16 protein-coding genes are annotated in these 16676 nt (G+C 61.6%); 13 read left to right on the top strand and 3 right to left on the bottom strand.

The features are described from left to right. Nucleotides 1-27: 27 nt before the first annotated feature. From cysE to HNQ39_RS25985, 4 genes are read left to right on the top strand one after another with little or no spacing between them, the layout of a single operon-like run. Nucleotides 28-726 (top strand): serine O-acetyltransferase, encoded by a 699-nt coding sequence (cysE, locus tag HNQ39_RS26000; protein ID WP_184203519.1) that lies wholly within the window; start codon nucleotides 28-30, stop codon nucleotides 724-726. Continuing rightward, the gene (locus HNQ39_RS25995) at nucleotides 723-2042 is read left to right on the top strand and encodes a VanW family protein (protein WP_184203518.1); all 1320 of its coding nucleotides are present in this window, start codon (nucleotides 723-725) and stop codon (nucleotides 2040-2042) included. Before cysE ends, HNQ39_RS25995 begins: the two co-directional genes overlap by 4 nt. 3 nt (nucleotides 2043-2045) lie before the next feature. Further along, entirely contained in the window at nucleotides 2046-2495 is a 450-nt protein-coding gene (locus HNQ39_RS25990; RefSeq protein ID WP_184203517.1) for a hypothetical protein, read from the top strand. A gap of 37 nt (nucleotides 2496-2532) precedes the next feature. Then, nucleotides 2533-4392 carry an amylo-alpha-1,6-glucosidase gene (locus tag HNQ39_RS25985; RefSeq protein ID WP_184203516.1) on the top strand — a complete coding sequence of 620 codons (1860 nt, stop codon included), beginning with the start codon at nucleotides 2533-2535 and terminating at the stop codon, nucleotides 4390-4392. Here the strand turns inward: HNQ39_RS25985 and HNQ39_RS25980 are convergent. Both HNQ39_RS25980 and HNQ39_RS25975 read right to left on the bottom strand, forming a co-directional pair. Next, entirely contained in the window at nucleotides 4339-5226 is an 888-nt protein-coding gene (locus HNQ39_RS25980; RefSeq protein WP_184203515.1) for a HEAT repeat domain-containing protein, read from the bottom strand. The two genes, HNQ39_RS25985 and HNQ39_RS25980, sit on opposite strands and share 54 nt — an antisense overlap. 120 nt (nucleotides 5227-5346) lie before the next feature. Continuing rightward, the gene (locus tag HNQ39_RS25975) at nucleotides 5347-5970 is read right to left on the bottom strand and encodes a superoxide dismutase (RefSeq protein ID WP_184203514.1); all 624 of its coding nucleotides are present in this window, start codon (nucleotides 5968-5970) and stop codon (nucleotides 5347-5349) included. A gap of 75 nt (nucleotides 5971-6045) precedes the next feature. Between HNQ39_RS25975 and HNQ39_RS25970 the strand changes: the two genes are divergently transcribed. From HNQ39_RS25970 to HNQ39_RS25940, 7 genes are all read left to right on the top strand, one after another. After that, nucleotides 6046-6636 carry an RNA polymerase sigma factor gene (locus tag HNQ39_RS25970; protein ID WP_184203513.1) on the top strand — a complete coding sequence of 197 codons (591 nt, stop codon included), beginning with the start codon at nucleotides 6046-6048 and terminating at the stop codon, nucleotides 6634-6636. A gap of 8 nt (nucleotides 6637-6644) precedes the next feature. Continuing rightward, nucleotides 6645-7289, top strand: coding sequence for a hypothetical protein (locus HNQ39_RS25965; protein ID WP_184203512.1), 645 nt, complete (start codon nucleotides 6645-6647; stop codon nucleotides 7287-7289). A 3-nt stretch (nucleotides 7290-7292) separates the two neighbouring features. Beyond that, nucleotides 7293-8573 carry a hypothetical protein gene (locus HNQ39_RS25960; protein WP_184203511.1) on the top strand — a complete coding sequence of 427 codons (1281 nt, stop codon included), beginning with the start codon at nucleotides 7293-7295 and terminating at the stop codon, nucleotides 8571-8573. A 197-nt stretch (nucleotides 8574-8770) separates the two neighbouring features. Then, the gene (locus tag HNQ39_RS25955) at nucleotides 8771-9358 is read left to right on the top strand and encodes a uracil-DNA glycosylase family protein (RefSeq protein ID WP_184203510.1); all 588 of its coding nucleotides are present in this window, start codon (nucleotides 8771-8773) and stop codon (nucleotides 9356-9358) included. 41 nt (nucleotides 9359-9399) lie between these two features. Then, nucleotides 9400-10449 (top strand): TolB family protein, encoded by a 1050-nt coding sequence (locus HNQ39_RS25950; protein ID WP_184203509.1) that lies wholly within the window; start codon nucleotides 9400-9402, stop codon nucleotides 10447-10449. Nucleotides 10450-10461: 12 nt separating this feature from the next. Continuing rightward, complete coding sequence (locus tag HNQ39_RS25945) at nucleotides 10462-11490, top strand: glycoside hydrolase family 76 protein (protein ID WP_184203508.1); 1029 nt, start codon at nucleotides 10462-10464, stop codon at nucleotides 11488-11490. A gap of 14 nt (nucleotides 11491-11504) precedes the next feature. Continuing rightward, nucleotides 11505-12080 (top strand): hypothetical protein, encoded by a 576-nt coding sequence (locus tag HNQ39_RS25940; RefSeq protein ID WP_184203507.1) that lies wholly within the window; start codon nucleotides 11505-11507, stop codon nucleotides 12078-12080. A gap of 11 nt (nucleotides 12081-12091) precedes the next feature. On the opposite strand, the gene HNQ39_RS25935 is transcribed toward HNQ39_RS25940, so the two are convergent. Further along, nucleotides 12092-12982, bottom strand: a complete 891-nt coding sequence (locus HNQ39_RS25935) for a LysR family transcriptional regulator (RefSeq protein WP_184203506.1) — start codon at nucleotides 12980-12982, stop codon at nucleotides 12092-12094. A 35-nt stretch (nucleotides 12983-13017) separates the two neighbouring features. Here HNQ39_RS25935 and HNQ39_RS25930 point away from each other — a divergent pair, with 35 nt between their 5' ends. Beyond that, nucleotides 13018-13776: an ATP-grasp domain-containing protein gene (locus HNQ39_RS25930; RefSeq protein WP_184203505.1), complete on the top strand. Its 759-nt coding sequence runs from the start codon at nucleotides 13018-13020 to the stop codon at nucleotides 13774-13776. A gap of 96 nt (nucleotides 13777-13872) precedes the next feature. Continuing rightward, on the top strand, nucleotides 13873-16548 hold the full coding sequence (gene acnA / locus HNQ39_RS25925; RefSeq protein WP_221290331.1) for an aconitate hydratase AcnA: 2676 nt from the start codon (nucleotides 13873-13875) through the stop codon (nucleotides 16546-16548). Nucleotides 16549-16676 lie beyond the last annotated feature (128 nt).

Below are 16676 nucleotides of genomic sequence, written 5' to 3'. Positions count from 1 at the left end.
GAGGCCCCGTGATAAAATTGTTTCCATATGTTTGCTCGGCTCCGTGAGGATGTTGCGACCATTTTCCAGAAAGACCCGGCGGCGCGAAACTTGCTGGAGGTCTTCACGTACGCCGGGCTCTGGGCCGTTCTCTACCACCGCCTCGCGCACCGGCTCTGGCTCTCGAACCTCAAGACTGCGGCACGCTGGGTCTCCCAGTGGTCGCGCTTCATGACGGGAGTCGAGATCCATCCGGGCGCGACAATCGGACGGCGCTTCTTTATCGACCATGGGATGGGGGTTGTGATCGGGGAGACGGCAGTGATTGGGGACGATGTCCTGATGTACCACAATGTCACTCTGGGAGGGACCAGCCTGGAGAAGACCAAGCGCCATCCCACGATCGAAGACGGTGTCTTAATTGGTATGGGAGCGAAGATTCTGGGTAACATCACGGTGGGAGCGAAGGCGAGGATCGGAGCCAACGCGGTCGTGATCCGGGATGTCCCGCCCGACTCCACCGCCGTGGGAATCCCCGCACGCATTGTCGGGCAGCCCACGGTCACGGAGACAACTCCGGTGATGAACGCCAGCCTCAACTCCCCCGATCCCAATGCAGAGGCACTTCGCGTCCTGAGGGACGAGGTACAATCGCTCCGGCAGAGGCTGATCGTGTTAGAAGGGCAAAAAGAGGACGAAACCCAAACCCTTTCGTCGCCGTCTAACGACACTGAAGAACTAAGATGACAAGCGTGGAACCTACTCCTGAACCGCCGCGGCGCTCCCGTGGCTTTATTATAGGGCTAACCTCAACCCTGATCGGCCTCGGGCTCCTTGGGACGGGCGCGACCGTGACCTACTCCCGTACCCTCCCCGATGCCACCCGCATTGCCCCTGGTGTCAAGATCGGCGAGACCCCGGTCGGAGGCCTCACCCGCGAGGAGGCGCAAGAGAAGACCGTAGCCTGGGCACGGGAGCAGCTCGCAAAGGCCGTGGTGCTGACCGCCCCGGTCTCTGGCAAGAAGTGGGCGATCACGACTGGGGAGCTGGGAGGGCGCTTTGAGCTAGAGTCCGCGCTCGATGCCGCCTGGCAGGTGGGAAAGGACGACAACTTCTTTGAGCGACTCTACCACGGCAACAAAGAGCGCGGGGTGACCCTCTATCCGGAGTTCAAGTTCGACCCCGCCAAGCTCGATGCCCACCTGGCAAAGGTCGCGAAGGCCGTCCACAAGACCCCCAAAAATGCGCGCGCCAAGATGGAAGGTACCGGTGGCTTGGTCCTCGCCGAGCGCGAGCAAAAGGGAATCGAGCTCGACCTTGCCGCGACCAAGGCTGCTCTTCTCAAGGGAGGCAATGCTGCCCTCGCCGATGGAGAGACCGCGGAGATCGTGGTTAAGGAAGAGGATCCCAAGGTAACCGCAGAGGACCTGGGGAAGATGGGGACCCTCCTGAGCGCCTTCACGACCGACTACGGCGGCTCGCCCAGCAACCGCAAGGCCAATGTCGCGCTGGCGGCGGCAAAGATCAATGGGCTGCTCCTCGGCCCCGGCGAGACCTTCTCCTACAACAACACGGTCGGGCCGCGTGAGACGGAGTTCGGCTGGAAGATGGCACACCAGTACCAGGACGGGCTCGTGGTAGACGGAGTCGGGGGCGGTGTCTGCCAGGTCTCGACCACGCTTTATAACGCTGTTCTGCTTGCCGACCTAAAGGTAGTCTCGCGCTCCAACCACTCGATGCCGGTCGCCTATGTCCGCCCCGGCCGGGACGCGACGGTCTCCTACGACTCCACCGACTTCAAGTTCCAGAACAACACCGACGGCCCCATCTTTGTCGGTGCGAAGGCCAACGGCGAGACCCTGACCTTCCGCATCTACGGCACCAAGGCCCCGGAGCGCAAGGTTCTCTCGATCTACACCGGCGAGCGGCGCTTCAACGCCTCGGGTGGCTCCTCCGTGACGAGCTACCGCAAGGTCCAGCTCCCCGACGGCACGACCAAGACCGAGGTGATCGATAGCTCGTCGTACCGTGCGCCCGCGACACCGTCCAAGCCACGGAGATAGCCCATGAAAAAGCCCTCACTCGTTCCCTCCCTTGCGTTGGTGTGCCTGGGGATGCTCCTTGGGCAAGCCCCTGCAGTCCGTGCCCAGCTCGACAAGACCATCAAGGCCAGCCTGATCCTGCTCGCGGTGGACCGCTACGGCAAGGACATCAATAAGTTTGTCAACGATGTCACCCGTACCCAGGATATCGGCGATGAGGCGGTCACCAAGGTCGTCCCGATCCTCACGGTCGGCAACGGCACCTACGCCGGTGCGGCCCAGGTAAACGGCCCACGCCGCTTGGTAGATACGGTTCGTGCGGTCGCGCAGATGGAGGGCGAGAAGCGCATCATCCAGCCCACGGTACGCGTCCGCGGCCTCATCCCCGTCTCCGACCGCGCCGTCAAGAGCCTCGAAACCCTCAAGCGCGTCTCCGGCGTCGGTGTCACCGCAACTCTTGAAGTAAAACTTTGACCGGCCCCCTAACCCCCGCCCGGCGGGGGAATCCAACATGACCTTCGAAGAGCTTGCGTCCAAAGAGTGGCTCCTCACCAATGGTATCGGCGGCTTTGCCTCCGGCACGCTCGCCGGTTGCGCCACCCGCCGCTACCATAGCCTTCTCACCATCGCACTTGATCCGCCGTCGGGTCGCAGAATGTCGCTGCTTGGCGGCTTAGATGAAACCGTAATTATCGACGGTGTCGAGTATCCGCTCTCTACACATATTTATGCAGACGGTACCATCTTTCCCAACGGTTGGAAGTCTATTCAATCCTTTGGGGAGTACAGTTTTTTTACGATTCAGTACGAACATGCAACCAAAAACTTCTGCATGGAGCCTGGCAAGAATACCATCTATTTCGAGTACGGTCTTCCTAATGAGGATCCCTTTGTTGATGTAAAACTTCGCCTGGCACCACTGGTATGCTGGAAAGAGATTCACAGCCAGATGCGGCCTTGGGACGGCTTTCCCTTCCGGTCTGAGCCCACAGAAGAAGGCTGGCTCTTTCAGGCAACTGAAGATGCCCCAGTTCTTCGTCTGATTGGTAAGGGCGAGTGGCAGAGAGCAGGCTGGTGGAATGAGAAACTCGCGCAACCACGGGAGCGTGACCGGGGATTTGACTGGATGGAATCTCTCTACTGCCCTGCCATTCTGACGTCTTCAGAGACGCATCCAAAGCTGACTGTAACAACCGAATTATCTCCCATCACCTCACTGGAACAGGCAGAGCTAGAAGTCGTTGAACATATTTGGGAAGGTATTGGCGAAGACACACGTGGTCGCCATGTCTGGCCCATCCGTCACTTTCTGCTGGGCGGAAACGACTGTCGCACCACGATTCTGGCAGGCTATCCGTGGTTTACGGACTGGGGGCGCGATACGTTTATCTCGCTGCCCGGGCTTTGTTTGACCACAGGGCGCGAGGAAATCGCAAGGCAAATCATCCGGGACTTTGTGCCGTGGGTGCGCAACGGGCGGATTCCCAATCGCTTCCCAGACAACCTCGATGAGCCTGCCTACAACAATGTGGATGGGACGCTGTGGTTTCTGCACTGCATCGGGCTGTGCGGGCTGACCGAGGAGCTCTCGGAGGTCGTTCAGCAGATCATCGCGGCGCATCTTGAGGGTACGGTGGGCGATGGGATTTTCTGCGACTCCGATGGCCTCCTGCGCTGCGGCGACGACCACACCAACTTAACCTGGATGGACGCGAAGGTAGACGGGGTGGCGATCACGCCGCGCTACGACCGACCCGTTGAGGTGCAGGCGCTCTGGATCAACGCACTGAGAGTGGCAGGGCGCGTAGAGCTTGCCGAGAGAGCCACAGCGACGTTCCTAGCACGGTTTGTGCGCGCCGATGGCCTCGGGCTCTACGACTGCCTGCTCCCTGACGGCACGCCGGACGCATCCATTCGTCCCAATCAAGTGATCGCCGCGGCCCTGCTCGACCTGCCAGCTTCGGTAAACCAGGCGATACTTGCCGTCGCCACGGAGCACTTGCTCACGCCGTTTGGCCTGCGCACGCTCTCCCCCGCCGACTCCCGCTTCTGCCCACGCTACGAAGGCGGCCCACACCAGCGCGACGCGGCCTACCACCAGGGGACGGTCTGGCCGTGGCTGATCGGGAGCTTCTGCGAGCTGTATAAAAAAGTCCACGGAGCCGATGCCGATCTCTCGGTCTTTCTCTCTGCGCTAGAGCGGCACCTCACCGAGGACTACGGCCTGGGCGGGATTGCGGAGGTATTTGACGGTGCCGCGCCGCACCGCCCCAACGGCTGCCCCTGGCAAGCCTGGAGCCTCGCCGAGGTGCTTCGGTCAAAAGCGGCTCATGCCGACGGGATCGCCGCGCCAATCGCGGGCGATCTCTAGGGGTTTTCCCTTTTCTAAAGCGGCAACGGCCCTTCGTGCCATCTCCTGCGCTCCGCGAGAGCCGTGTCCAGGCACTTGCTTGCTGTTCTGCGCCGTGACGGCTTTCTTCAGTGCCGGAAGCGCTTTGGTATCACCAATGGCGGCCAGTGCCCACGCCGCGTCACGGCGAACCGCAGAATAGCCGTCGGTGAGCGCGAGGATAAGCGCGGGAACGGACGACTGATCTTTCACTCGCCCCAAGGCAAGTGCAGCATGACTACGCGTTCCTTGGTAGGGATTTTTCAGAAGCTCTCGAAGAAGAATCACAGACTTTGGATCCGCCATCATGGCAAGTACATCCGCGAGGTTGCGTTGCTCAGCATTGTCGAGACGTGCGATCAACTTATGGATGCCTGGATAGCTTGCTGTGTCTTTAAAGCGAGCGAGGAAAAACCCGGCTTGGACGGCTTTGGGACTTTGCAGGGGGTTACCAGGGTCAGATGAGCTCAGCATTGTCTGCAGAATAGGAATAGAACGCTTATCGTTGCGCTGCCCCAGTACAAGAGCAGCTTTCTCTCGAACGCTCAAGTTCGTCTTTGGAGTTAAGCACATCGCCAAAGCTTGATCTGTGCCCCTGTGATCCCATCCCTCTTTCCAGCGTCGTTGAGACTCACTCATCGCTGCAAGGGCCATATTAGGTTCGTGGCTCAGGATCAGCGTGCTCAAGAGTTCCGCGTTTGCTGTCCAGACCTCAATCAGCGTCTCACGTTCCGTGGGACTGATGCGGCGCGACATTCCCTGGATCCGAGCTTCGGCTTCCGCACGCGTGAGAGGACGATTTTTTGGACGTTGCATGTGCCTGATTACGGGAACTTCCCGACGCAAAGTTCCCGCACGGCTGTATTTTGTGTCGCGGAGCGACTTGGTGGCCGGAGGCCAGGAGCGAAGCGTGCCCCCGACCTCCGACGTCGGGGGCTACCGGTCGGCGTAGAGCTCGGCCACTTTGTCCCAGTTGATGATTCCCCAGATCGCCTCTAGGTACTTGGGGCGGGCGTTGCGGTAGTCGATGTAGTAGGCGTGCTCCCAGACATCGATTCCCAGGATCGGGGTGCCGGTGCAGCCCGCGATGGCGCTTCCCATCAGGGGGGTGTCCTGGTTGGCGGTCGAGACCACCGAGAGCTTACCGTCGCCATCGGTGACGATCCAAGCCCAGCCGGAGCCGAAGCGGGTCGCGCCGGCCTTGGCAACCGCCTCTTTCAGGGCATCGAGCGAGCCAAATGCCGCCGTGATGGCCTCGGCAAGCTCACCGGAGGGGGCAGTAGCGCCACCGGGGGTGAGAATATCCCAGAACAGCGTGTGGTTGACATGGCCGCCCGCGTTGTTGCGGACCGCGCCACGGATTCCCTCGGGCACGGCGGAGAGATTGTTGATCAGCGAGTCCACACTCCAGTCGGCGACCTCGGTGTCTTTGATGGCGTTGTTGAGGTTGGTGACATACGCGGCGTGGTGCTTGTCGTGGTGAAACTCCATGGTCTCCTGGGAGATCACGGGAGCGAGCGCATCGTAGGCGTAGGGCAGTGCGGGTAGTTCAATGGACATAGTGTTGGTTTCCTTCTACAAAAATATACCCCAATTGGCAACGGAAGTTCGCGGTTTTTCGTAGAGGTCTCGTCTATGAGTGTGATGACGGAAATCGAGCTGCTGGAGCGAGCCCGCAACGGAGACACCGACGCCTTTGCACAGCTGTGTGAGGCCCACCGCGGCCGCATCTGGCGCACGGTTTCCAGTGTCACCCGCCGCAGAGCCGATGCCGAGGACCTCGCCCAAGAGACCCTCATCAAGGCCTGGCAGGCGCTGGGGAGCTATCGCGGCGAGGCGTCGCTGGGCTCGTGGCTGACCCGTATTGCACTCAATGCGGCCCACGACCACCAGAAGTCCGCCTGGATGCGTCGGGTATGTTTCTGGAGAGACGACCGCCCCGACGAGCCCGATGATGCTCTCTCGCTCCCTGAGCAGACCGCTCGGCGGGAGCAGCAGCGCCTAGTCCGTGCGGCGGTCGCTGGTTTAGGAGAGAAAGAGAGAACACCGATCCACCTGATCTACTTCGAGGAGTACAGCCTCGCCGAGGTGGCCCGGCTGGAGGGCGTGCCCGAGAGCACGATCCGCAGCCGGGTCAAGGTCGGGCTGAAGCGACTTGCGGGCAAGCTCAGCGAACTAGAGACGGAGGGTTGTCCCCCTCTTCGCTTGGAAGAGGGGGCAAGGTAGGAGGACAGATGCAAGACCAAGAATTTCCCGAGATCGAAGCAAAACTCAAGAAGGCCGCGGACTGGCGCCCTCAGAGCGAGATGCCCGCGGGCCTAGAGCGACGCGCCCTCCTCCCACAGCGTCGCCCCCCACTGCGCCCCATTGGGATGACACGCCCCCGAAGTGTGCTCCTCACCACGGCACTGGCGGGCGCGGTCTGTATGGTGGTCATGGCGCGGCTGGACCGCCCCGTGGTGACGCCGTCTTCCGTGGTCTCCGCTGGTCCAACGCCTACGGCAAACCCATCTACTCAGACGGAGCGCCAAGGCATGGAGAGCTCTGAGCCAGTGCCTATGAATCAGGCGAGCCCGCCTCAGAGTCCCCCAAAGGTGAGGCGCGAGTCACCGAAGCAGCCGGAGCCGCCGGCGCGCCAGCGCCCCGTGCTCACGCGCCAGAGACGGGAGTCGCCCGTCACACGCCGCCTGCCCGTGGCGGTCGATACAGCCACTGACTCCGTTCGTAGCGGCATCCGTGTCGCAGTGGAGTCGCCCGCCTACACCCCGGCCTACTACGCCCAGCCCAGCGAAGACGGCCAAAGCGTCACCTATACCCCCGTCGCGGTCGCTCTCGACGACCCCGATGTGATCTATTCTGAAACAAAACAGGAGAACTAACTCATGAGAAGCACACTCTTTGCCGCCCTTGCGCTCGCCGCAGCACTTCCCGCCGCTGCCCAGGACACCAATCTCATTGTCCAAGGCTCCGCAGGCCGCTCTCGACTCACCACCATCAGCAGCGACCCGGAGTGGTTTAACAAGACCATCGACGTTGACTTCAAAAACGCAACCCTTGAAGACGCCATCAAGAAGATTTTAGATGCCGCCAAGGTCAAGCTAGATAAGATCGACGACCAGACCAAGGGCAACAAGAACAAGCTCACCCTCAAGCTGGATGCCGTCAACGTGCGCGATGCCCTCGCATCGGTCTCCCGCCTCTACGGTGCCCAGGCCTATGTTCTCAGCGAGGACGGCAAGACCACGGTCGAGCTCCGCAAGCGCACGGCAGACACGGTCAATATAGGAGGCTCTTTCTCGACCTTTCCCGGCATGACGGGGTTTGGAGGGAGCCTTGGGGGGAACTCTAGTGGAAGCACAACCTCGATTATTGTCCCTGGCAGCGCTTCGTCCTCCGTGCGCTTCAAGGACCTTCCGGAGAAAACACTCGATATTGAGGTCAAGGACGGCAGTGCTCGTGATGTCATTAAGCAGATCTGCGAGAAGGCAGGAATCGACTACGAGATCGAGGACGGCCTCAAGAGCGACTCCAAGCTCAGTATCAAGATGAGAGGTGTCTCGGTCGGCAATGCGCTCGACAATGCAGCAAGCTGGCTGGGCGGCGGCTGGAAGGCGGAGAAGAAAGGCGACAAGGTCAAGGTCGTCTTCAGCAAGAGATACCCGGTGCCTGGCCCCCGCTGGTTGACCAATCCTGGCGGGCGTGGGCAGGTCTTTACCGCACCTGGCCCCAATATCCCTATCCTCTCCGACCTCCCGATCATCGGCAACCTCTTCCGCTCCACGCCCACCCTCAGCAAGCGTGTCTCTCTCGACAAGAAAAACACCGACGTGCGAGAGTGCTTTAAGGAGCTCCTTAAGGATGCGGATCTCAGCTACGCGCTCGCTGATGACCTCCCGAGCGATACAAAGTCCTTTACATTCTCCAATGTCCCGCTCTCCACGGCGCTAGACATGATCTGTGAGAGCATCGAAGTCGGTTGGACTGCGGAACAAGGCCCCGATGGCAAGCCTATCGTCCGTATTGGCAAGCGCTACAAGAATCGAATCCGACAGAGTAGCCAAGCACCGCTCTTCAACAACCTCAGTATTGCGCCGTCGTACTCGCGTACCTCTCGTCGGGGCTTTGATAATCCAAGAATCCCTATCGACTTTTTCCTGCTTTAATGATTTTTTAAGGATTTCGATTCTCTATTTCGTTACCCTGTGGGCGAACAAGGAGTCCACAGTGTGGTAACCACACCGTTTCTACTCTAGACCTCTCTTTCCGGGGAGGTCACCACACTCTGTCAGCGTCATGCACCCGGGTTTTCGGGCGACGGCGCTGACAGCTCTTTTTTTGTCTAGACCCGCTACAATAGCTCGTGGACCTAGAAGTACTTCAGCAGGAGATTCGCTCCTGCACGCGGTGTGTGGACAGCGGTTTTATTCCCCACGCCAATCCGCTCGTGCTCGGCCAGCCCGGCGCGACCATCTTCCTGATCGGCCAGGCTCCCTCCCGCACCGACCACGAGTCCGGGCGGTTCTACGAGGGCCCCGCAGGCCGAAAGCTCCGCGGCTGGTTTCTCGACGCAGGCTTCGAGGAAGCCGACTTTGGGACCCGCATCTACGCCGCCGCGATCACCAAGTGCTTCCCGGGGCGCAACCCGGGAAGCTCCAAGGACCGTGTGCCCTCGCCCACCGAGCAGAAGCTCTGCCGTCACTGGCTCGATGCGGAGCTAGCGGCGGTTCAGCCCAAGGCACTCGTGCTCTTTGGTGGCCTGGCGATCAAGACCTTTCTGTCCAAAGCCCCGCTGGAGGAGCTGATCGGGCAGGTGTTTGAGAAAGACGGGCGGCTCTACTTGCCCCTGCCACACTCGTCGGGGGCGAGTACCTGGCTCAACTCTGCCCACAACCAGGCCCTGCTTGCTCAGGCTCTCGTGCAGCTTGAAAAACTGCGAGAGTGCGTCTGAGTTCACGAATCGTTCACGCACTGGGGGCTAAAACCGGGTTCATGAAAGTAAATTCTCTCTGGACACCGACACGGCGTGAGCTTTTTATCGCGAGTGGCGCAAGCCTCCTTGCAGGTTGTGGAGGGAGCTCCCCGAGCCCTAACCCCACTCCCACCCCGACTCCCGCACCAACCCCCACACCGTCACCGACCCCAGGCCCGACTCCAAGTCCTACCCCCAGCCCGACAACGCGCAAGGAGCGCTTTGGGTATGTCGAGTACCTGGGCAATGGCTACCGTCTTGCGAGCGTCCGCACGGATGGCACCGACCACCAGCCGGTCGCGATGGCACTGGAGCCCAATATTGTTTACGCACACTGGTCCGCCGATGGAAAAAAAATCGCCTATGTGGTTCAAGACCTGACAAAGCCTTTCAGCTCTTGGTATTCCCTCTACACGATCAACGCAGACGGCACGGGGCGCACGCTCTTTGGAAATGGCGTTGATCCGCGCTGGAGCCCGAGTGGCAAGAAGCTGGCCTATATCGCGGTCGAGCCCAACTTTGGCCATCTCGCCGCCTGGAACTTCGAGACCAACGCACCTGCCTTCCCCAACGACGACTCCCGGCCCCACGCAACGAGTCTTGGCGCTGCGCCCGATAGTACGGATGTTCGCATGCCGCGCTGGCGGAGCGAGGCGGAGGTCTGGGTCAGCTACTCGGCACAGAGGCTCGCAACGCCTCTCTTACCCGGTAAGGCGCTCTATGGCCTGCTTCGCTACTTTACCAACTCGGGGAGCCTGTATTTAGAGAGTTCTGACCGGAGCTCTAACCTCAGCGATCTGGCACTGAATGATGGAATGGGCCTGGTAAGTCGGGGGAACCTTGGCTATAGCTCCAGCGAGTCGGATATCTTCTGGCTCTATCCCAACAACAACACGCTTGCGCTGCTTACCCGAACCACAGGCGGAAGTGGGATGTTCTCCCCCGACGGCGAGCGGCTCTGGATCAACCTCAACAACGGGAAGGGGATACGCCTCTACGACCGCAATCTCAACGACCTGGGAGCCTTGGTTCCCCCAAATGGCACGAAGATCACCTGGTTTTCCGAGTGATACCATGAGGGCATGCAGACGCAACCAGCACTCTGGCGCGAGCGTGCCCTCGCCACCACACAATTCTGTCTTGATCGCTTCTGGGATGAAAAGGCGCGGAAATTCCACCCCGCCACTCCCCCCGATCCCAAGGCGCTCCCCTGGGAGTTCATGTGGGGCAACGGGGTCGCCTTCTCCATGCTGGTCGGGGCCGGTGATAGCGAGAAAATCGCGGCGTTCTTCGACGGCCTCCAGGGCTACTGGGACACCCGCGCCCTCATTCCGGGCTACGATGCCTATCTGTCGTCGCCGGGCAGCTCCGACAAGTACTACGACGACAACGCGTGGATGGTGCTGACCTTTGTCGAGGCCTACGAAAAGACCGGTGAGCGCAGGTATCTGCTCCGCGCGGTCGAGGCGCTTCGTTTTGTCCTCTCCGGCTGGGACGAGAAGCTCGGCGGGGGAATCTACTGGCGCGAGAACCGGCAGTCCAAGAACACCTGCTCCAACGGCCCCAGCGCGATGGCGGCGCTCGTGGTCGCGCGGCACCTGAATGCTCCGTACTATGTCGGCTGGGCAAGACGCATTGTCGCCTGGACCAATGCCAAGCTCCAAGACAGCGACGGCCTCTTTCTGGACAACTGCGACCTAAACGGCAAGCAGGAGCGCACGAAGTGGACCTACAACGCCGCGCTCATGCTCCGCTCCAATCTGGCGCTCTGGAAAGCCACCGGCAAGCGCACCTATCTGACCGAAGCCAACCGCATCGCGCTGGCGTCGGAGAAAGAGTTTGTCGAGCCCAGCACCAAGGCCTTCCGCGACGAAGCCAACTTCACGCACCTGCTGGTCGAGGCGTTTCTGGAGCTGCACCGTGAGACCAGCGCCCCCTACCTCCGCGCCCGCGCCGAGGCCTGCGGCAACTTCGCCTGGAACACCCTCCGCGACCAACAAGAGGGCGGCCACTGGACCAAGTGGCGCATCGAGCCCAATCGCAAGCAAACTCGGAAAACGCTGATGGACAACGCGTCCGTCGCGCGGCTCTACTGGCTACTCAGCCAATAACCAAGGAAACCACGATGCGGGAGATCGAGCCTAAAGTCCCAAACGGAATGCGTCTCCTGCCCGCCCTTCCGACTCTCCACGATGTTCTCCGGTGCTTTGGGGAGACGAAATGGGTTCGCTTCTCAAGGGCGTTTGTTCAGGCGCTGGACATCCCCGATGCCCAAAAAGACTTTCTGTTCTGGCCAGGCCTGCCGGGGCAAATTGACTCTTACAGCCTGAGTCTTAACTGGCAAGCAGAAATCCAGTTCTGCATGGAGGACGGACAATTACGTTTCGCCGAACTCTATTGTATTTTTGAGAGCAGCTATAAAACGATCTTTATTGAACGGTTCACTGGCTTCCTATGGAGCATTTACGACAACGAGTCAGTGTATTTTGTCGCAAGCGGACTTGAGCCGTTCTTTCTTCTCAATGTCTTGAGCCAACGATTTGGTTCATTTTACGACGCTTCTCAACTTGACCAGGAAGAATATGTACTTTTTGGTGATGAAGATGATGACATTGATAACGACGATTTTTTTACCCTAGTTCTCTCCATCGAACCTCGGATTTACCAATCTAGTGTCTTTGGAGGCTTTCTAATCGGATAAAGTCCATCTTCTTATTGATGTAACAAGGTGAAAAACGCTGTCAGTGGGCCGCTCTGGTGCTTGTCTCCTCGACGCAGGACGACGATATGGCGCTCGGGGAGGGGGACGCCGGTGAGGGTGAGGGCGACGAGGCGGCCAGCGTCCACTTCGGTGGCGACGGCAACCCGTGGGAGGAGTGAGACGCCTAGGCCGGCCTCGACCATGCGCTTGATGGCCTCGACCGAGTCTAGCTCCATCGTGACACTCACCACGACCCCGGCATCGGCGAGGACGTGCTCGGCGTAGGTGCGGAGGTTGGTGCCCTCAGTCATGGCCAGCAGCGACTCCCCCGCCAGCTCGTCCACGGTGACACGGGTGCGCCCCGCGAGGGTGTGGCCTGGCGGGACGGCCAAGACGGTCTCGTAGACCCCGAGCGACTCCGAGAGCAGGGCACCGTCGGTGCGGGTTGGCTCGCCCTCGCTGGTCACTAGCCCGATATCGACGACCCCACTGAGCACCAGCTCCCGCACCCGCGCCGAGAGGCCGGTGCGTAGCGAGAGCTCGATACCGGGGTAGGCCTGGCGAAAGCGGGTGAGCAGGGGCGGCAGGACATAGGTCGCCAGCGTACTCGCCGCCCCGATCGCGATCCGCCCCGCACGCCCCGCCGCCAGCTCCGAGAGCGCCTCGTGGGCTTCATCAGTGAGGCGCTGGATATGCTCGGCGTAGCCCAAAAGCGTCTCCCCCGCCCCCGTGAGCTGGATGCTCTTGCCCAGCCGGTCGAAGAGGAGCACGCCCAGCTCGCTCTCCAGCGCCGCGATCTGCCGCGTGACGGCGGGCTGGGTCAGGTGTAGCTCCTCCGCCGCACGGGTGAAGCTCGCCCGCCGCGCGACCGTCACAAACGCCCCTAGTTGTCGTAGCTCCATCTTTTCTCCTCGCTCGCTTTCCGGTATAACAGGCCGTGCCTCGAATCGCCTTTATAGTCGCCAATGCCCAGGGCGCTCCCAGTAGCCCCAGCGCCACCGCCGCCGCGCAGGGTTTTTCTCACTTCGGCTACGAGATCAGCCTCGTCACACGCGAGGCGCTCAAGACCGCACCCCTCTCCGCCGAGACCGTCGTTGTGGGCGGTGTCGATACCGTCCTGGATGCACTCGCCCGCCTCGGGATCGCTCCGCAGCACATCACGCTCCCAGTTCCCTTGCGCGGCTTTGCCTGCCGCCGGGTCTGGGAGTCCACGGTCGGGGAGGTGCTGGAGTCGTCTGACTTTCCCGTCTTTGTCAAGCCCCTACTCGACAACAAGACCTTCACGGGGCAGGTTGTGACCAGCCCCGATGCGCTGGAGGCGCTGATTCTCTCCCGCCCGAACCAGCCCACGCTCCCGAGCGACTTTCCGCTGCTGTGCCAAGAGCCCGTGCACTTTCTCTCCGAGTGGCGCTGCTTTGTGATCCGCGGCGCGGTAGTCGGCACCTTCCACTACCGTGGTCATCCCCTAACCTTCCCCGATCCTGCGACCATCACCGCCTGCCTGAGCGCCTACCCCGATGCCCCCGCGGGCTACAGCGCCGACTTCGGGGTGCTAGAGTCCGGCCAGACCGCGCTGGTGGAGCTCAACGACGGCTACGCGCTGGGCCACGGCGGGCTGATCGGCAGCGCCTACGCCGAGCTGCTCCGTGCCCGCTGGGAAGAGCTTACTCATGCAAAAAATGCATTCATTCCATGAAATCAATTCATTGGGAGCATAACACAGAAGAAGGTACAATACAACTAGACAACCGGTCACGTGACGGACGCGCCCGGAAAAATGAGGACAAGATCAATGTTTGATGTGATTCGTGAGTTCACGTATGCCGGCGGTAAGACCGGCAAGTATTGCTCGTTGCCGGAGCTGGAGAAGCTCGGGATTGGCCCCGTGTCGAAGCTGCCGGTCTCGATCCGCATCGTGCTGGAGTCGGTGCTGCGTAACTGCGACGGTATGCGGGTCGCGGATTCCGATGTCAAGACCCTGGCGAACTGGGCCGCGACCGGCGAGCGTACGGCGGAGATTCCGTTTGTGGTCGCCCGTGTCGTGCTTCAGGACTTCACCGGGGTGCCGCTTCTGGTCGATCTGGCCGCGATGCGCGATGCCGCCGCCAAGCTGGGCAAGAACCCCAAGATTATCGAGCCGCTCGTGCCGGTGGACCTAGTCGTGGACCACTCCGTTCAGGTCGATGTGAGCGAGAGCGCCGATGCCCTTCAGAAGAACATGGAGATCGAGTTCGCCCGCAACGAGCAGCGCTACCAGTTCCTGAAGTGGGGCATGCAGGCCTTTGAGACGTTCTCGGTGGTGCCACCCGGAATCGGGATCGTGCACCAGGTGAACCTGGAGTATCTCGCCAAGGGCGTCTTGGTCGATGGCGAGGGCGTCTTCTACCCCGATACTCTCGTGGGCACGGACTCGCACACGACCATGATCAACGGCCTCGGCATTGTCGGCTGGGGTGTCGGGGGGATCGAGGCCGAGGCGGGCATGCTGGGCCAGCCGGTCTACTTCCTGACGCCCGATGTGGTCGGCGTGACGCTCACCGGCTCGCTCAACCCCGGTGTGACGGCAACGGACCTGGTGCTGACCCTCACCGAGCTGCTCCGTGCGGCCAAGGTGGTCGGCAAGTTTGTGGAGTTCCACGGCGAGGGCGCGGCGTCGCTGAGCCTCACCGACCGCGCGACGATCGCGAACATGGCCCCCGAGTACGGCGCGACCATGGGCTTCTTCCCCGTGGACGAGGAGTCGTGCCGCTACCTGACCAACACCGGCCGCACGGAAGAGCAAGTGGATGCATTCCGCCAGTACTTCAAGGCGCAAGGGCTCTTTGGGATGCCCGCCGCCGGTGCACTGGAGTACAGCCAGCTACTCACGCTGGACCTCAGCACGGTTGTTCCCAGTGTCGCCGGGCCGAAGCGTCCCCAGGACCGCATCGCCCTCACCGATGTCAAGGAGAAGTTCGGCGAGCTGGTCGCCGAGAACACCAAGTACACAATCCTCCCCATGGCCGGCTCCCCCGCCTCCGACCGCAAGCTGGAGATGGAGTCGCTCTCCAATGGCGATGTGGTGATCGCGGCGATCACGAGCTGTACCAATACCTCCAACCCGAGCGTCATGCTGGCCGCGGGCCTGGTGGCCAAGAAGGCGGTCGAGAAGGGCCTGACGGTTCGCGAGACCGTGAAAACCTCGCTTGGGCCGGGCTCACGCGTCGTGACCGACTACCTCAACAAGACCGGGCTCCAGAGCTACTTGGACACGCTGGGTTTCCAGACGGTGGGCTACGGCTGTACGACCTGTATCGGCAACTCCGGCCCGCTCGATGCGGCGATTGAGAAGACGATTGTCGAGAACAACCTGACCGTGGCCGCGGTGCTCTCGGGGAACCGCAACTTCGAGGCGCGTGTGCACCAGAATGTCAAGGCGAACTTCCTGATGTCCCCGCCGCTTGTCGTGGCCTACGCACTGGCAGGCTCGGTGAGCATCGACCTGACCACGGCTCCTATCGGCACGGGCAGCGATGGCAACTCGGTCTATCTGAAGGACATCTGGCCGACTCCCGCCGAAGTGGCCGCGCTGATTGGCTCCGCGGAGGACCCGGCGGTGTTCCAGACCCTCTACTCCGGCTTTGCGGAGCAGAACCCGCTCTGGCAGGAGATCTCGTCGAGCACCGGCGACCTCTACGCCTGGGACGAGAACTCGACCTATATCCAGCACCCGCCGTACTTCGAGAACTTCGGGCCGGATGCCGGTGTGGCCGCCGATGTGCTGGGCGCACGTCCCCTCGCGATTCTCGGCGACTCGGTGACCACGGACCATATCTCCCCCGCCGGTGCGATCAAGGCCAGCTCCCCTGCCGGCCGCTACCTGGTGGAGCACGGGGTCGAGGCGGCGGACTTCAATAGCTACGGCTCGCGCCGTGGCAACGACCGGGTGATGGTGCGCGGAACTTTTGCCAATGTCCGCATCAAGAACCAGATGGTGCCTGGTGTGGAGGGTGGCATCACCAAGATCAATGGCGCGGGCGAGCCCGTGGCGATCTACGATGCGGCGATGGAGTACAAGGCCGCGGGCGTTCCGCTCGTCATTCTGGCGGGTCAGGAATACGGCACCGGCTCCAGCCGCGACTGGGCGGCCAAGGGCACGGCGCTCCAGGGTGTCAAGGCCGTGATCGCGCAGAGCTTCGAGCGCATCCACCGCAGCAACCTGGTGGGAATGGGCGTCCTCCCCTGCCAGTTCCCCGAGGGCGTCAGCGCCGCGACGCTGGGCCTCGACGGCACGGAGACCTTCGACCTGACGGGAGTCGCCGGGGGAATCACCCCGCGCATGGGCCTGACCCTGACGATCACCAAGGCCGATGGCACCAAGATCGAGCAGCCCGTCACGCTGCGGATCGACACGCCCATCGAGGTGGAGTACTACCTCCACGGCGGGATTCTTCCCTACGTCCTGCGCCAATTGGTGGCACGGGCGTAATCGGGTTGCCGTTGCCGGGGATTTCAATCCCCGGCACAAGGTAAGGAGCGTCCCGAGGACGGGTAAGATTGGGAGATGAGCCGGAGGGATTTCCCTCCGGCTCATTGCATTTTCCGGTACCATGAGCG

Source organism: Armatimonas rosea, from assembly GCF_014202505.1.
Lineage (GTDB): Bacteria > Armatimonadota > Armatimonadia > Armatimonadales > Armatimonadaceae > Armatimonas > Armatimonas rosea.
The sequence above is the reverse complement of the archived record's forward strand: the minus strand, read 5'-3'. Positions and strand labels throughout refer to the sequence as shown.

Bases quoted from the DNA above. Each gene is read 5' to 3' on its own strand.
- cysE (WP_184203519.1), top strand. From the start codon at position 28: ATGTTTGCTCGGCTCCGTGAGGATGTTGCGACCATTTTCCAGAAAGAC.
- HNQ39_RS25995 (WP_184203518.1), top strand. From the start codon at position 723: ATGACAAGCGTGGAACCTACTCCTGAACCGCCGCGGCGCTCCCGTGGC.
- HNQ39_RS25990 (WP_184203517.1), top strand. From the start codon at position 2,046: ATGAAAAAGCCCTCACTCGTTCCCTCCCTTGCGTTGGTGTGCCTGGGG.
- HNQ39_RS25985 (WP_184203516.1), top strand. From the start codon at position 2,533: ATGACCTTCGAAGAGCTTGCGTCCAAAGAGTGGCTCCTCACCAATGGT.
- HNQ39_RS25980 (WP_184203515.1), bottom strand. From the start codon at position 5,226: ATGCAACGTCCAAAAAATCGTCCTCTCACGCGTGCGGAAGCCGAAGCT.
- HNQ39_RS25975 (WP_184203514.1), bottom strand. From the start codon at position 5,970: ATGTCCATTGAACTACCCGCACTGCCCTACGCCTACGATGCGCTCGCT.
- HNQ39_RS25970 (WP_184203513.1), top strand. From the start codon at position 6,046: ATGAGTGTGATGACGGAAATCGAGCTGCTGGAGCGAGCCCGCAACGGA.
- HNQ39_RS25965 (WP_184203512.1), top strand. From the start codon at position 6,645: ATGCAAGACCAAGAATTTCCCGAGATCGAAGCAAAACTCAAGAAGGCC.
- HNQ39_RS25960 (WP_184203511.1), top strand. From the start codon at position 7,293: ATGAGAAGCACACTCTTTGCCGCCCTTGCGCTCGCCGCAGCACTTCCC.
- HNQ39_RS25950 (WP_184203509.1), top strand. From the start codon at position 9,400: ATGAAAGTAAATTCTCTCTGGACACCGACACGGCGTGAGCTTTTTATC.
- HNQ39_RS25945 (WP_184203508.1), top strand. From the start codon at position 10,462: ATGCAGACGCAACCAGCACTCTGGCGCGAGCGTGCCCTCGCCACCACA.
- HNQ39_RS25940 (WP_184203507.1), top strand. From the start codon at position 11,505: ATGCGGGAGATCGAGCCTAAAGTCCCAAACGGAATGCGTCTCCTGCCC.
- HNQ39_RS25935 (WP_184203506.1), bottom strand. From the start codon at position 12,982: ATGGAGCTACGACAACTAGGGGCGTTTGTGACGGTCGCGCGGCGGGCG.
- acnA (WP_221290331.1), top strand. From the start codon at position 13,873: ATGTTTGATGTGATTCGTGAGTTCACGTATGCCGGCGGTAAGACCGGC.